General features: G+C 53.3%; 11 protein-coding genes and 4 pseudogenes. 11 read left to right on the forward strand and 4 right to left on the reverse strand.

Translation table 11 applies throughout. From position 1 onward, the window contains the following. Positions 1-61 precede the first annotated feature (61 nt). Together LQK84_RS22010 and LQK84_RS22015 are read right to left on the reverse strand one after the other, a co-directional pair. Entirely contained in the window at positions 62-1027 is a 966-nt protein-coding gene (locus LQK84_RS22010) for a GGDEF domain-containing protein (protein WP_230830930.1), read from the reverse strand. Positions 1028-1716: 689 nt separating this feature from the next. Further along, a pseudogene (locus LQK84_RS22015) lies at positions 1717-2412 on the reverse strand (recombinase family protein); the annotation flags it as partial. 364 nt (positions 2413-2776) lie between these two features. Here LQK84_RS22015 and LQK84_RS22020 point away from each other — a divergent pair. Continuing rightward, positions 2777-3007: pseudogene (locus LQK84_RS22020) on the forward strand (transposase domain-containing protein); the annotation flags it as partial. Continuing rightward, complete coding sequence (locus LQK84_RS22025; RefSeq protein ID WP_230830947.1) at positions 3007-3312, forward strand: hypothetical protein; 306 nt, start codon at positions 3007-3009, stop codon at positions 3310-3312. The pseudogene LQK84_RS22020 and the gene LQK84_RS22025, both read left to right, overlap by 1 nt. Positions 3313-3638: 326 nt before the next feature. Here the strand turns inward: LQK84_RS22025 and LQK84_RS22030 are convergent. Next, positions 3639-3812 (reverse strand): annotated as a pseudogene (locus LQK84_RS22030) (transposase domain-containing protein); the annotation flags it as partial. 184 nt (positions 3813-3996) lie between these two features. On the opposite strand from LQK84_RS22030, the gene LQK84_RS22035 reads away from it, so the two are divergent. The 9 genes from LQK84_RS22035 to LQK84_RS22075 all read left to right on the forward strand — a co-directional run bounded on the left by LQK84_RS22035 (position 3997) and on the right by LQK84_RS22075 (position 13835). Continuing rightward, positions 3997-5124, forward strand: coding sequence for an N-acetyl sugar amidotransferase (locus LQK84_RS22035; protein ID WP_230830931.1), 1128 nt, complete (start codon positions 3997-3999; stop codon positions 5122-5124). Beyond that, positions 5121-5768 carry an imidazole glycerol phosphate synthase subunit HisH gene (gene hisH / locus LQK84_RS22040; RefSeq protein WP_230830932.1) on the forward strand — a complete coding sequence of 216 codons (648 nt, stop codon included), beginning with the start codon at positions 5121-5123 and terminating at the stop codon, positions 5766-5768. Before LQK84_RS22035 ends, hisH begins: the two co-directional genes overlap by 4 nt. Then, on the forward strand, positions 5761-6546 hold the full coding sequence (locus tag LQK84_RS22045; protein WP_230830933.1) for a HisA/HisF-related TIM barrel protein: 786 nt from the start codon (positions 5761-5763) through the stop codon (positions 6544-6546). Before hisH ends, LQK84_RS22045 begins: the two co-directional genes overlap by 8 nt. Positions 6547-6584: 38 nt before the next feature. Beyond that, positions 6585-7832 (forward strand): N-acetyl sugar amidotransferase, encoded by a 1248-nt coding sequence (locus LQK84_RS22050; RefSeq protein WP_230830934.1) that lies wholly within the window; start codon positions 6585-6587, stop codon positions 7830-7832. Positions 7833-7915: 83 nt separating this feature from the next. Beyond that, positions 7916-9415 (forward strand): capsular polysaccharide export protein, LipB/KpsS family, encoded by a 1500-nt coding sequence (locus LQK84_RS22055; RefSeq protein WP_230830935.1) that lies wholly within the window; start codon positions 7916-7918, stop codon positions 9413-9415. Positions 9416-9463: 48 nt separating this feature from the next. Beyond that, on the forward strand, positions 9464-10366 hold the full coding sequence (locus LQK84_RS22060; protein WP_230830936.1) for a hypothetical protein: 903 nt from the start codon (positions 9464-9466) through the stop codon (positions 10364-10366). 190 nt (positions 10367-10556) lie between these two features. Continuing rightward, positions 10557-11837: a hypothetical protein gene (locus tag LQK84_RS22065; protein ID WP_230830937.1), complete on the forward strand. Its 1281-nt coding sequence runs from the start codon at positions 10557-10559 to the stop codon at positions 11835-11837. Positions 11838-11943: 106 nt separating this feature from the next. Then, positions 11944-12504, forward strand: coding sequence for a hypothetical protein (locus LQK84_RS22070; RefSeq protein WP_230830938.1), 561 nt, complete (start codon positions 11944-11946; stop codon positions 12502-12504). Positions 12505-12539: 35 nt separating this feature from the next. Next, positions 12540-13835, forward strand: coding sequence for a hypothetical protein (locus LQK84_RS22075; RefSeq protein WP_230830939.1), 1296 nt, complete (start codon positions 12540-12542; stop codon positions 13833-13835). A gap of 270 nt (positions 13836-14105) precedes the next feature. Here LQK84_RS22075 and LQK84_RS22080 read toward each other — a convergent pair. Further along, a pseudogene (locus LQK84_RS22080) lies at positions 14106-14212 on the reverse strand (IS630 family transposase); the annotation flags it as partial.

A 14212-nucleotide genomic window follows, 5' to 3' on the forward strand; every position in this document is an offset into this window, starting at 1 on the left:
CAAAAAGCAAGGGTTTTGCAAGGCCGCCGCGGCTTGTCCAGCCGTCATGCGGCGGCAAGCCTCATGCGGCGTGGGTGATCGCCGCGTCCGATACGGTCTGCAGACCGCCCTTGCCGGCAGCCTTCGCCTTGTAGAGCGCCTGGTCGGCCCGGGAAAAGACGTCCTTTGAAACGGCGTCCCGCTCGATCATCGTTGCCCCCACCGAGGCCGTCAGCTTCAGCTTTTCCGTGCCGCGTCCCCACCAGTATTCAAGTGCCTCGACAATGCTCCCGCCGATGCGGTGCAGGGCATCGGGGGACTCGCACGGATGGAGGACTGCAAACTCGTCGCCGCCGAGGCGCGCCACCAGTCTTGCATCCGGCAGGGCCTTCAGAAGCTTCCGCCCGGCGAGCGCAAGGCAGTCGTCTCCGGCCTGATGGCCGAGCCTGTCGTTCACGGCCTTGAACCCGTCCAGATCGATCAGGAAGAGACCGTGCGACGAAGCGCCTGCGCCGCCGCATATCTCGCTGAAGACGTTGTCGAACATGGCACGCGAGGCAGTTCCAGTGAGTGAATCGACCTCGGCGGCCCGACGGATCTGGTCAAAGATCGTCTTCTCCGTCGTGATGTCCTGCTTCATGCCGAACAATCGGGTGGCCACGCCATCCACGCGCTCGACGATCGCGGTGATCCGGATCCAGCGCTGGCTGCCCCTGGCGGTGATGATCTCCGCATCAAGGGAAAACCCCTCGCCGTCCCTGATCGCTGCGGAACGCAGCTTGCCCAGTTCCTCGCGGGAGGCGGGCGTATAAAGATTGACGATATCCTCGCGGCGAAGCCTTGACTGCGGATCGAGATCGAAAAGCTCGAAGACCGTGTCGGTCCAGGTCAGCTTTTCGTCAGGCAGCGTGCAGACCCATATGCCGACCCGTGACGCCTTGAACGTCCTGTCGAACAGGTCCTGGATACGCCGGAACTGTTCGAGGGTCGTGGAATCGCCGGCCGTGATCTCGCCTGTGGTGCCGCGCCCGATAAGTGCAGAATACATGTACGGCCTCGCTCAATTCGCTGCGGCCTTCGCCGCCTCAGCTTGCGAGACAGTATGGCAAGTGATCGTTAGCTTAAGGTTTCCGGCCGCACATTTTTGACGATTGCCATCGCCATCGCTGGGCACCGTCTTGAGGCGAACCTTGTTAAGCATGGCTGGGGCGCAAGGAGTCCCAGCTAGCTTTTCCGAACCCTCAACCCATTGAGAACGCTTCAAAAAGCTGCTTACCTAATATGACAATATTACAGACATTTGTGGCAACAGCGCAAGACATTTTTCTTCCGCCGATAAGAACGCCGCGAGGTCTGTGGCTACCTAATTTCCAAGTTCGATCAGCTGCCTTGCCGCATCATTTTGGCGTTGCAGTCTGGCTTTGGCAACTGCAAGCACTGTGTCAAACCCTTTCGATCCAATGTCGGGTCTCACCTCCAGGATTGCCCTCGCCTCCTATATAACCGTCAAATGGTGGCGAGCGACTTTGTGCCTTTCAGCGATGCTAACAACGATAGCAGCGTGAGCCTCCTTGGCGGCCTTCTCTGCTCGAACCTCTTTTAATCGAGCAGCCGAGATCGCGAGTTCTTTCAAACGTAATTCGACCTGCAGCTTTTGAAGCTCTGCCTTGATCGTCTCCAATCGTTCTGAACGGCGCTTCGCTACGCCGATCAAATGACACCACCAACGGACCGCAAGCTGGTCATGCGTCCTTCGTCCGACGATCGCGTGAAGTGAATATTTTCCCGTGTCATCGACAAGAGCACTTGGCGCGCGCTTCCAAGCTCATGGAAGCGCGCGAAGATCGACCGGATCACCTCCTGCAGCCGCAGATCCGCATCAAGCCCGAGCCCCGCTTCTCGGTGCCAGATGTAACCGAATGGAACGCAAAGGCGCAATTCGCCACGCCGCGCCTTCGATCTGGCGGCATCTAGCATTCGAGCTCTCAGCACACCGAGTTCGAACTCGCTATTACTTCCCTTCATGCCCAGCAGGAGCCGATCATTGGGTCGACACGGATTGTAGACGCCGACATGATCAATGACGCGGGCTTCGACCAGGCCGCATAGTTCGAGCAGGTGATGCCAGTCGCGGCCGCTGCGGGCGAGTCGAGAGGCATCGAAGCATAAAACGGCACCAACTTGGCCGGCGCATAAAAGGGCGACAAGACGGTCGAAGCCGGGACGCGCGACCGTTCCGCTGGCAGAGCGCCCGAGATCGTCGTCGATGGTCTCAATGTCGATGAAACCGTGTCGTCGCGCGACATCGACAAGATCATATTGCCGTCGCTGGCTTTCCAGATTGGTCATAACCTGCGACTGCTAGGATTGCCGCACATAAACGACGGCCTTGCGCGTCAGTAGCGCTGTCGGAATCAAGTCAGCGCTGGTCATCATCGAGTTCCTCTACGACCAGACCGGCGGCCGGCATCAGCGTATTGCGGGTTCTCATGATGGTCCTCCTGAGTGATTCTAAGTCCACTTCGGAAGACTGCAGGATTGTCGGCGTTGGTGACCAGCCTGTTCAATTCGATCAACGCGACAAGATCTACGCCAGGCGTTCCCATGGTCATGCCGCCGCACACCACCGGATCGATCATCCACCCGGCAATCGAAACCACGACGCCTGGCGCCCCCAAGACCTTCAGAAATCGACCTGTCGCGCGTTCTTCGACGCGGCGAACGACTACCTTCTGGCCGAAATACGGATGCCAGCTATAATGAACCTCGACTTCTTCGCCGACATGGGCAGAATGAACGGCGAATGGGAATTGGTCGAAAGAACTGGCTCGTTGCAGGCTCTGACCAGCGCGGCGAGCGCATCGCCAATATCCTGACCATCATCGAGACGGCCAAACTCCACGGCCTCATTCCGGAAGTCTATCTGACGGACGTCCTGACTCGCATTCAGGATCATCCCGCAGATCGCCTCGAAGAGCTGCTCCCGTGGCAGTGGACGCCAATGAAACCCCTGTCCGAGGCTGCGTGATGGCACGATCAAGGTTCATCTATACGCTTAAAGAAGTCGCCGGCATGATCGGCGAGAACCTCGAACTCATCGAGGAAGTGACGGCCAACTCGGACAATATCGCCGAGGGCGAATTGGTCTTTGTTCGCGATGGCAGTGAAGATGGCACAAAGGGCCTCACCGAGAACGGCGTGGACGATCTCCGGGACCTGCTCGCCGACATAAAAACATGGGAGGGTGGCATCCGCCAGTTCCTCGTCGATGAACGATGTGATCCCGAGATGATCGAGCGCGTCATGGCCTACGAAGCCAAGAGAAGCCTATAGCCCCTGACAAAATCCCTTCACCGGACGCTCACCAAGATCTTGCAGGTGGTGCGCAAGATATGATCGCATCGGGTGTCGTGGTCAATGTTTCATGCTAACCGTTCGACTTCCGCATCGATGGGGTCATCAAAGCCGCCGTCAGGCACGCCAAACCCGATGTCTCGGATGCGGAACTAATAGAGATAGTTGTGGGTCCAGCCGAATGAGGAGTGGCACGGCAACACGCCGCATCACCAAGGGGTCGACCTCGTCGGGCTTAACCTTCAAGCGAACGAGAGGACCAGCCATCACGCCGCCTGCGGCAGAGATGTTGTTGCGGAGTTCTGTCAATTCCAGGGGAGAAGCTCATGAATTCGGCTGGCTGAATGTTCAGCGATACGAGCCAGAACATCGGCAGGCCATGCCTCTAGGTCAATACGATTCATTTTTGCCGTGCCGATCAGGCTGTAAAGGGTCGCCGCCCTCTATCCCCCTCGATCAGAAACGGCAAAGAGGCGCGCTTGTAGATCCTCACGCCATTTGCTAGATGTAGGCGCGGGTTGGTGCGAGTCGATTTTTAAGACTGCTCCCCGAAATGGCGGTTGTATGGTGACTGTGCAAAGCATCGGCTACATGGCCAGAAAAGGTGATATTGCATTGAACTGTGCCAAGTTTCGATGAATGTATTGAGTGTTGGGCGATCGAATGCGCTATTGCAAAAATTGTCTGCAGCCAGACACCAGACCAAATACCAGGTTTTCACAGGATGGTATCTGCCCAGCTTGCACCTACTACAGCAAGCATAAAGAGGTGGACTGGGCCGAAAGAACACAAATCATCCATCGTTTGGCACAGAGCTATAAAAACCCAGCCGCACAATACGACTGCATCATTGGGGTAAGTGGCGGCAAAGACAGCGTTCGGCAGGCCCTTTGGGTGCGCGATTATCTAAAGCTCAGGCCACTATTGGTTTGCTTGTCTTATCCCCCGCACCAGGTGACGGACATTGGCGTTGACAACCTGTCTAACCTGATCGAGCTGGGTTTCGATTTGATTCAGGTCTGCCCAGCGCCCGAAACATGGCGCAAGTTGATGGCCTTGGCGTTTGAAAAGTTTGCCAACTGGGCTAGAGCCACCGAACTAGCGCTGTTTTCAGCCGTTCCGCGCCTAGCGATTGACTATAAGATACCACTGATCCTGTGGGGTGAAAATCCGGGGCTGCAACTCGGCGATCTGGGGACGTTAGGGCGCACGGGCTATGACGGTAACAACCTGCGCAATATGAACACTTTGTCTGGTGGTTCCAATGATTGGATGACGTCGGCAGGCTTTGGAAAGAAAGATCTGATCGCCTATAACTACCCCTCGGCGGAAGAATTTTTGGAACATAACATTCAAATCATTTACCTTGGTTGGTTTTTGGGAGATTGGTCGCTGAACAACAACGCCATGGTATCTGCTTTGAATGGGTTGTCGGTGCGGCATGACAGCCCTAGCAATACTGGTGATTTGTATGGTGTTTCGTCGCTGGACGAGGACTGGGTCACATTGAATCAGATGATCAAATACTACAAATTCGGCTTTGGCCGCGCCTCGGACTATGCCAATGAAATGATACGAATGGGGACCTTTACCCGTGAAGAGGGTATCGATGTGGTCAAGCGGTTCGATGGGGCCTGTTCGGAAAAGTATATTGCAGATTTTTGCGATTTCATTGGCATTACAAACACCGATTTTTGGGAAAAAGTCAGATCAATCGTCAACCCAGACCTTTTTGACCTGACTGGCAACATGATCACGCCAAAATTTTCTGTCGGCAAGGGACTATCATGATAGTGGCGGCTGGCGAGAAGACAGCAGATTCAGCCAAGCTAGTTGTCATCATGGATTATGGTGCCGGCAACGTAGGCTCCTTGGTGGGGGCGCTGCATCGGCTGAATTATCGCGTTCGGGTATCTGCTGATGCAACAGATTTTGGGGGCGCTGACGCCGTTATTCTGCCGGGAGTTGGAGCGATGCCCTCTGCCATAAAAAGCATCCGGAACCAAGGATTGGACAACGTTATTGCGCAGTTGCTGACGGATGGGTCGGTTCCAGTGATCGGCATTTGTTTGGGTATGCAACTGATGTTCGAGCATTCGGAAGAGGGAGATGTCGCAGGCTTGAGTATGCTTGGCGGTGTTGTGCGGCGATTGTCCAATGTTTCTTGTCATGTTGGTTGGTCAAACTGCTATGTCCCATTAGGCAACGGCGATCAGACAGAGGCGGCTGTTTATTTCAATCATTCCTACTTTGTACAGCCTGACCCAAGTATTTTGAAAAGTGTCGCCAATGTTGAAGGGCATGGCTATATTCCGGCCATCGTTCAATCGGGCAACTTTGTTGGGATGCAATTTCACCCAGAGAAAAGCCAATACACTGGCGCGGCCCTGCTGCGTCATTTCATCGAGGCAAGCCGCAGAGAATCTTATGCTTAAGCGGTTGGTGGGCGTGATTTGTGTTAGAAACGGCTGGGTAGTGCAGTCTATTGGGTATAACCGATACCTGCCAATAGGCAGGCCAGAGATCGTTGCCGAAAATCTGGACAGATGGCTATTGGACGAAATCTTGGTTCTTTGCATCGATCGCACGGCACAAGGCCTTGGGCCAGACTTTGGCACATTAGAGCGGATCGGGAGCAAGGGGTTGATGACACCTCTCGCCTTTGGCGGCGGTATATCGTCCGCAGAACAGGCATTGAGGGCCGTGAAACTGGGCGCAGACCGTCTGTGTATAGAACATGTGTTCAACACCAATCCGCAAGTTGCCGAAGAAATTTGCGAAGCAGTCGGTGTTCAGGCGATGATTCGTGCGCTGCCCCTTGAAATTGGTCCAAAGGGCGAGGTGCTGGCCTATAATTATCTGCCGAAAAACACGCATATATTCGACCCTGAGTCACTGGCGACCGGTTACGGCGCTGTTTTCAGCGAAGTGTTGTTGATCGATCGCAAGGGCGATGGCGGCTTGGCCAGTTTCGACACGCGCCTGTTTGCGCCATTTGCCCAGCTTTCGCATCAACTGATCGCATTTGGTGGAATCACCACCAAACCCCAGGTGCAAACCATCTTGGAGCAACCGATGGTTTCAGCCGTTGCCGTCGGCAATTCCCTTAGTTATCGCGAACTTGCCAATCTTGACCTTATCGATAAGTCGTTGATGCACAACACTCGCAAAATCAGTCATGGCGAACAGTCGCAAGGGGCAAGGCAGTGGTAAAAGTTTGTAAACGCTGTCTTTATACGGAAACGCATCCGTTGGGCATTGTCTTTGACGATGACGGCATCTGTTCGGGCTGCCGGATCCACGAAGAGAAAGACACGCTGGATTGGAACGCCCGCTGGACGCGGCTAGAAGAAATCGTTGCCCTTTATCGTCGTAAGGATGCCGTTTTCGATTGCATCGTGCCTGTAAGCGGGGCGGCGGATTCCCATTTTATATTGGACATCGTAGTGAACCGGCTAAAGCTAAAGCCATTGGCCGTGGCCTATAATCGCTATTTCAACACCCCCGAAGGCATCGCTAATCTGGCCAACCTTCGTATGCGCTTCGATGTTGATTTTCAGCTAAAGAATGTCAATCCAGCCGTGGTCAAGAAGATTACGCGAACATCACTGTATAAATACGGCAACATGTATTGGCCAGTGCTGGCGGGACAAACTGTTTTTCCGGTGCAGACGGCGGTGATGATGAAAATTCCGCTGATCATCTGGGGTGCCCATCAGGGGCTGGAACAAGTGGGCATGTTCTCGCACGAACACGAAGTTGAAATGTCGCGCCGTTACCGCAAGGATCACGATCTTTTCGGCATCGAGGCCCGTGAAATGAACGGTCCTTTTGATGATGTGACGGACGAAGATTTGTTGAATTATCGCTACCCGCCGTTTTCAGATATCGAAGCACTGGGGTTGCGGGGCCTTTATCTGGGCAATTTCGTGCGCTGGGATCCGCTGGCTCAGCACCAGAAAATGGTTGCAGAATTTGGGTTTCGGGCTCGTGCCCAAAGGCGCACCTTCGATATATATGACCATGCAGATTGTTATGCCTATACAGGCGTGCATGACATTCTAAAGCTGTTCAAACATGGCTACAGCAAAGTGCGCGATCAGGCTTGCCGCGAAATTCGTCATGGCCGCATGACGCGTGAGCAGGCGGCGGCCTTGGTTTCGTGGCATGAGGCGCAGGAACCCGGCGATATGGACCTGTTCGCCGAATGGCTGGGCATCGAACGTGAGGCATTGCGCTACGTGCTGAACCGCCATCGCAACCCCAAAATATGGGAAGAGGTTTCGCCAAATATATGGCAGCGGCGCGCGCATACCGGGGAAGGCCACGAAATAGCAGATATTGGCGGGCGGCCCCAAACCTGCCCTGATCTGCCCTATCAGCAACCCGGACTAGACCTGGCGCTGGCACAGCACGCGCGCGGTTATATCACCGTCGGTCGCGGTGTCAGCCACCCAGCCCCCCCCCCACGGCCAAAGCAGCCACAAGGCTATCTTTAACTGCACAGGTCGGCTATGGTAAGAAACGCAGAGCCGCTAAAACTGCCACGGCGCGCAATTCACATTTCAGCCAAAGTTATGCCATGCCCAAGACAATACTGTGCTTTTCTAGGTCTTACTTGTCTGATTTCTTGCCAAAATTGATGGAAGGAATACCAGATGTGCAGGCCCTGTACATTGTGCAAAGTGATCAAGAAAAACGCAAGATCCAGAAAATGGGGCACCGCGTTGTTTTGAACCTTGAATCGCTTGGCCGCGATGCTTTGGCCGCAGACCCCGATGCCGCACCACGTTGGACCGAACCGGCGGATATGCGAAAACTGACAGGTTTCGATTGGTCACCCCTCTATGCCGACCGATACTTAAGCGAATTGTCCGAAAGCGTAATGCTACGCATTGCTGGGGCCATTCAAAAAGCGTTGGAAGAAACATTTGCCCAACATCAAATAGATGGTGTGCTGACCGAACCCGTTGCACTGTTTCCAACACATTATATGCTGTATCTGTGCAAACGCTTGGGCATCACGCCAATGCTCTGGGCCAATACATATTTTCCAGGCTATTTCTATTTCGTTTCGGACGTGCATCTCTGTCAGCCTGCCACACTTCCTGCGCAAAGCGCAGAGAATATGCAAGACTTGCAGCGAACGGTGCAAAGCTTTGTCGAACGGGTGGCGCAAGACAAGGCCGGGCCAGTCTACCATCACAAATTCGCCAATTCCAAACGCGGCCTAACTGGCTATTTGCGTCAGCGTTCTGGGCACGAGGCACTGGTGCTATCCCCTAGCATTACAACCAAGGCGATTCAGGCACTTCGGTTCTTGCGCGCGAGCATGCATTTTATGTTTTTTCCGCGCCTTGGCGACTACATGACAGCTAGCGCGCGATCAGAACATAAGTTCTACCTTCGCAATGTGATGGGCAGCATTGGGTATTATGACCTCCCTGCTGATTGCTTTGATCCGAAGAACGTGTTCTTTCCCCTTCAATTTGAACCCGAAGCGTCGCTTCTGTATGCTGCGCCCGATTTCCGCAACCAGGCTGCGCTGGTTGAATCAATTCTTCAGAGTTTGCCCAGTGAACATGTGCTATGGGTTAAAGAACACCCAAATCAGTTTGGTGCGCTGCACCATCCGCAATGGCGCAAACTGCGCAAAAAGTATCGAAACCTGCGCATGGTTTACGGGCGCCAAAACGGCAGGCAATTGATCCAGAATTGTGCTTTGGCAGTTTCGATTACCAGCACAGCCGGCTTGGATGCGCTGATTTACGGGCGGCGCTGCATCGTGCTGGGCGATGTTTTCTATCGCAATTTTCCAGGTGCATTGCCTGTTCGAAGCGCCGCAGAAATGGCTAAATTACTGAACGACAAGAGCAATTATTGCGCCACCCAGAACCCTGATGTGGACCAGCCCCCCCTTATCGCGGCCTTGGTTGAGTTTGGGCGGCACTGCCATTTAGGTGACCCTCAACCATCTGATCAGCTGTATACCGATAGAAACATCGCAAACCTGCGCTCAGCACTGATGTTGGCATTGGAAAATGCGCCAAAGCGTGCCGTCAGTGCAGTTGATGCGGGATGACATTTGCGGTACCAGGCCATCGGCAGCACATCGTTGGGTGGCGTTCGCTTGGCAGATTTCGGGCAATTTGATGCCTTGTCAAAAAGGAGTATGAAAGTGCAACTTTCCCTCGCGCGTGCAGCAAGCTTTGTGAAATGGCAACTGGTGCCTGTTCGTTACTTGGGGCGCATGCGCTATTTGCGGCCCCATAACATGATGCCTGCAAACCCACCGCAGACGGCACTTGGCCAAGAGATTGACAGCAGGGGCTATGCAACTGGGCCGGAGATAGGCACATCGACACTGGAAGCCATGCAAAAAATCTTTCTTCCGCGCGCGCCAGAAACGGCACCAGCTGGCACGAAGGCACCGTTCATCAATCTTTCGCGCGCAGAAGACCTGACGGTTGACAACCCTTTGTTGAAATTTGCCTTTTCGAAAGAAGTGCTGGACGTCGCGCTAGACTATTTCGGCAAACGGTTGATCTTAGACAGCCTTCAAGTGCTGCATTCCTTCCCTCAAGCTGGCCAGCTAAAAGAAAGCCAGAAACGGCACCTCGACTATGGCGACTCGCGGTCGTTGCATTGCGTGGCGTATCTGAACGATGTTTTGGATCTAGAGGGTGGACCCTTTGTGTTCATCGACAAGGCCCAGTCAAAAAAGGTTGGACGCGGCCTTATCGTACGCAGAATTGACGACGATCAGTTTGCAAAAGAATCTGGCGGCGTTCAGCCCCAAATTGCCTATGGGAAGGCGGGATCCTCGGTATGGGTCGATCCTGCTGTATGTTATCATTACGGCAGCCGCTGCCGAAAGGCGCGAAACGCTGTTTTCGTCACCTTTAATTCGGATGCGCCGTTCATGTCGCCCGTTCCAATGATCGTTGAAAACGCTGAGAAAATTTCCGAGATTGGCAAGAAGTTAAGGCCAGATCTGGATCCTGCAATCTTTGACCGGATGCTGCGGGTCTAGGTAGAGCCGCAATTTTTCTTTGTGTTTGGTAGATTGCCAGCGCGCTAACCGATAATGGCAGAGTAAATCGGAAACCCAGGCTTAATTTCGCTTTGATTATGCAATGGATAGGCTTGCCGGCCGATCAACAAACCAAAAGAACGGATGTTCTGTGTTTAATTCACCCGTGGTTCGACACCGGATCGCTGCAATGAGCCGTGCATTGCTCACCGAAGCGGTATTTGCCGCGTCGATGACAGCCGCAACGGTGCTTGGTTTTTTGAAAATTGCGGCTTTGGCTTGGCTGCTTAGCCCCGCCGATCTGGGCCTATACCTTACGGGCCTGGGGGTATCGGCGGCCTTGGGCTTGGCCATGACCTTTGGCGAGGTTGAACGGACCTATACGCTATACCCCACCTATGTTGCGCACGGCGGGACAGCATCGATTTTGGGTGATGTGATTTGGATGACCAAACGCCTGTGCTTTCGTTTTGCAATGGTGGCGGGCGTGGCGTCAATCATCGCGCAGTTTGCGAATCTGGGTTGGTTGACTTGGGTAAACGTGTTGATCGTCGGTATCCTTGGTTTGGGCACATTGCTGCAATCGCTGTTGGCTTCGATCGCGCGCGCGATTGATGCGCGCAAATTGTTGCCAATCGTGAATTTTCTGCGCGGTGGCACTAGCCTTACTGCAGCTATCACGGCTTATGGCGCTGGGGTTGAATGGAAAGGTATTCTGGCTATAGAGGGGAGCGCGCTGTGTGCGTTTTTCCTTATCTTCATTTGGTATTTCAAAAGATATTATGGCGCGATTGGTGATGCAGGCTTGGCGCAGCCTCAGGACCGCTTGGCCAAGCGCGGGCAAAAGATTTGGATAGCTGCGTTGATCACCTCGGCCATTCCTTCGGGCGGGCGCGCTGCGGTGCTGCTGTTATCGGGCGCAGCAGCGGCGGGTGCCTTCGGTGTGCTGATGGTCCTCGTGCAGTCGGGACAGATGGTTGCTGGCGCTCTTAGTCAAAAGATGGCCGCATCTTTGGTGCGCGATGAGGTTCGCCCGCATGAACGTGTGGGCTTCTGGAAAACCTTTGCGCCGCCGGTGGTATTCCTGTGGCTTCTTGCAATTGGTATGTTTGCGCTGTGTGCTGCCAGTTTTGCCTTGCCCGTTGGACGGGTTTTTTGGGAAAGGTATGAGATTGGCGTGCTGAATTTGGCATTGGCGGCGCTACAAATCGGTGCGTCGATTTACCTGATGCTTCACTTTGCGTTTATGGCAAAGGCCAAAGAGACCGAGTTGTTGCGCGCGGGTATCTTGGCGGTGATCGTCTTTTTTGCGGGGCTGTGGTTGGCAAGCAAGGCGGATTTGGGTTTGACAGGGTATTTGCTGGCCTCGGTTTGCGCAGATGTTGCCCATACAGGGTACTTGCTGTGGCGCTATTACGCCGTTAAGCGATGTGAAGCCAATTCAAATTCTATGAATTCTGATTTATTGTGATCAGGTTGCTCAAACGCCCACAACCCTGCACCTAGATCTATTTTGGCCGTCGTGCTGCCAAGGTGAAATTGATCGGAAACTAGCCAATTCGGCGCGAAGGGAATTTATGTTGAGAAAGATCAAGCAGTTCCTGATAAAGTGCTGGAGTATCGATTCCCAGATCCGTGTACATGTGGCAATTGCAAAGTTTTTTCATAGAAAAGTTCCGATCATTGGCCGAGCGGTTTCGCTTTTTCTTGATCGTTGGTTATTGGTTTTCTATGGAATTTACCTTTATTCCTTTTCGATAAATGTTCGATGGCTTTCTATTCATGTTCCAAATGGTGTAGAACTTGCGGGGCATGGAATTAAATCGGATGGGCGTGTAAAAATTCTTGGCGGTGTGCGAATGACAGCCAAGCACCCGGATGACCCAGTGTATCAACGGCTATATAAAGAAAGTGCTACTTTTCGATTTGGTGACAATGTGGTCATCGGGATGGGTAGCATCTTGATCGGTCCGCTGTCGATATGTGACAATGTATTGATCGGGGCGGGATCACTTGTAAATAAGGACATTTTGGAGCCCGGTATCTATGTTGGCAATCCTTTGCGCAAGATTTCTGACAAGGTTGACGAAAGCTGGGTTAAACCGTGGAGCGAAATCAAACCCCCGCGCCAATTATAGGACGGCACATACCAAATCATGCAAGTAGATCTTAGATGCAGAAACAGTCGCAGGCCGAGGGGATCTCCGCATCGGTTGGCAGTCAAATGAAAATCCAACACCTCTCAACGCGAATATTGCCCTTTGCGGCGCTGATTTTTTTCTTGTTTCCCTATACGAAAATTATCCCATCCAGCAGCTATACCCAACCCTATGGGCTGTTGCTGGCGCTGGTCATCGTTGTCTTGCGCCCTCAGGCTATCACCAACCTGCCGCAAATTGACAGGGTGATGCTTAGCTTTCTGGCCACGATTGGTGTTGCGATGGTGTTGTTTCAACTGCCCTTGGGCCTTCAACCCCGAGAGTTGGCTTATCTGATCAGTTACATCACACCTCTTGTCACCACAGCCGCTGCGTTTTGGATGTTGCGGCTTTACCCGGATATGGTGCGCAAGCTGCTGATCGCTGCTGCGGTGATCTGGTTCGTTGTCAGCATCATTCAGTTGTTTATATCACCCTCATTCTTGACCAGCTTTGTATCGAATGACCCAAACTTGGCACAAGATATCCGCGCATCTGGGCGCGGGACGCTTGGCCTTGCGCCAGAACCAACACACAACGCCTTTCATAACTTGTTGATTGGAGCAAGTTTGGTCATGGTTGGAGGTCCCGCCTGGGCTATTGGCTTATGCATCGCCTCGGCAATTATTCTTGCGCAGTCCGCGAGTGCAGTCCTTGTCATTGGTGTGGGACTGTTGTTATGGGCTGTTCGGCATCCATTTTGGGGATGGATCATCGCATTGCCGTTTATCTTTCCGCAATTTGCCATTCAGACCCTGTCTTCTTTGACAAACCCACAAACCCGCCTTGGGTTGATCATCAGCCGCTTGAAGGATCTTGATCCAGCGGTGGTGCTGCAAGACAACAGTATAAATCTTCGACTGGCAGGCGCCACCATGCCGATCTTTTATTCGATCAAAGATTTTTTTCTGCCCCAAGGCGTATCTATCGAGAATTGGGCGGAGCAGAGAGGCAGGATACTGGTAGAACAAACATGGGTCATTGATCTTAGTACCGTTGGGCCCGCATCTGGATTTGGATTGTATCTGGTGCAGGGTGGAATCATCGCCTTACCCGTCATTTTATATTTTATGTACCGGCTGATCCTAAGGAGTCAGCCACACTTTGCTTCGTTCGTGGCCATTGTGGTGTTCACAATATTCTTGGGTCAGTTCTACTTATCGACCCCGATCTTCGGGCTGTTCTATGCCGCATTGATCATGCGCACGCGTGCTTCAGCACCATCTGATGAGGCGTCAATCAATCGTAAGTGGTCAGCCGACCACGCTTGACTTGAAGTTCCACGGCATAATACGCGACCCCGCTGATCAGAACCCATTTGCCCATTCTCTTTGCCCGATGGACATGATGCGTCATGGCTGACTTTCAAGCTTTCGCCATGCATCACAGCAATGGTCGTAAGCGACAAGTAGGCCCCATCTGAAGCGGGTGTTAATGTAGGGTCTATTTCGGGCATGCGACTTCTCAAACTGTGAGGATCTATGTCTAGGCCTGCGGCTATGACCCGGATTAAAGTGGACGTGCTCTAGATCGGAATCCGATCATGTTGCATCGTATCCAGCGGCGGCGAAATAGTTCTGGCATTCGTTTGGCGTGAAGAGTTTGAGGACGCGCCCAATTGTGTTCCAGAGGCCACTGATGGAGCGCT

The organism is Rhizobium sp. C4 (genome assembly GCF_021026315.1).
Lineage (GTDB): Bacteria > Pseudomonadota > Alphaproteobacteria > Rhizobiales > Rhizobiaceae > Ensifer_A.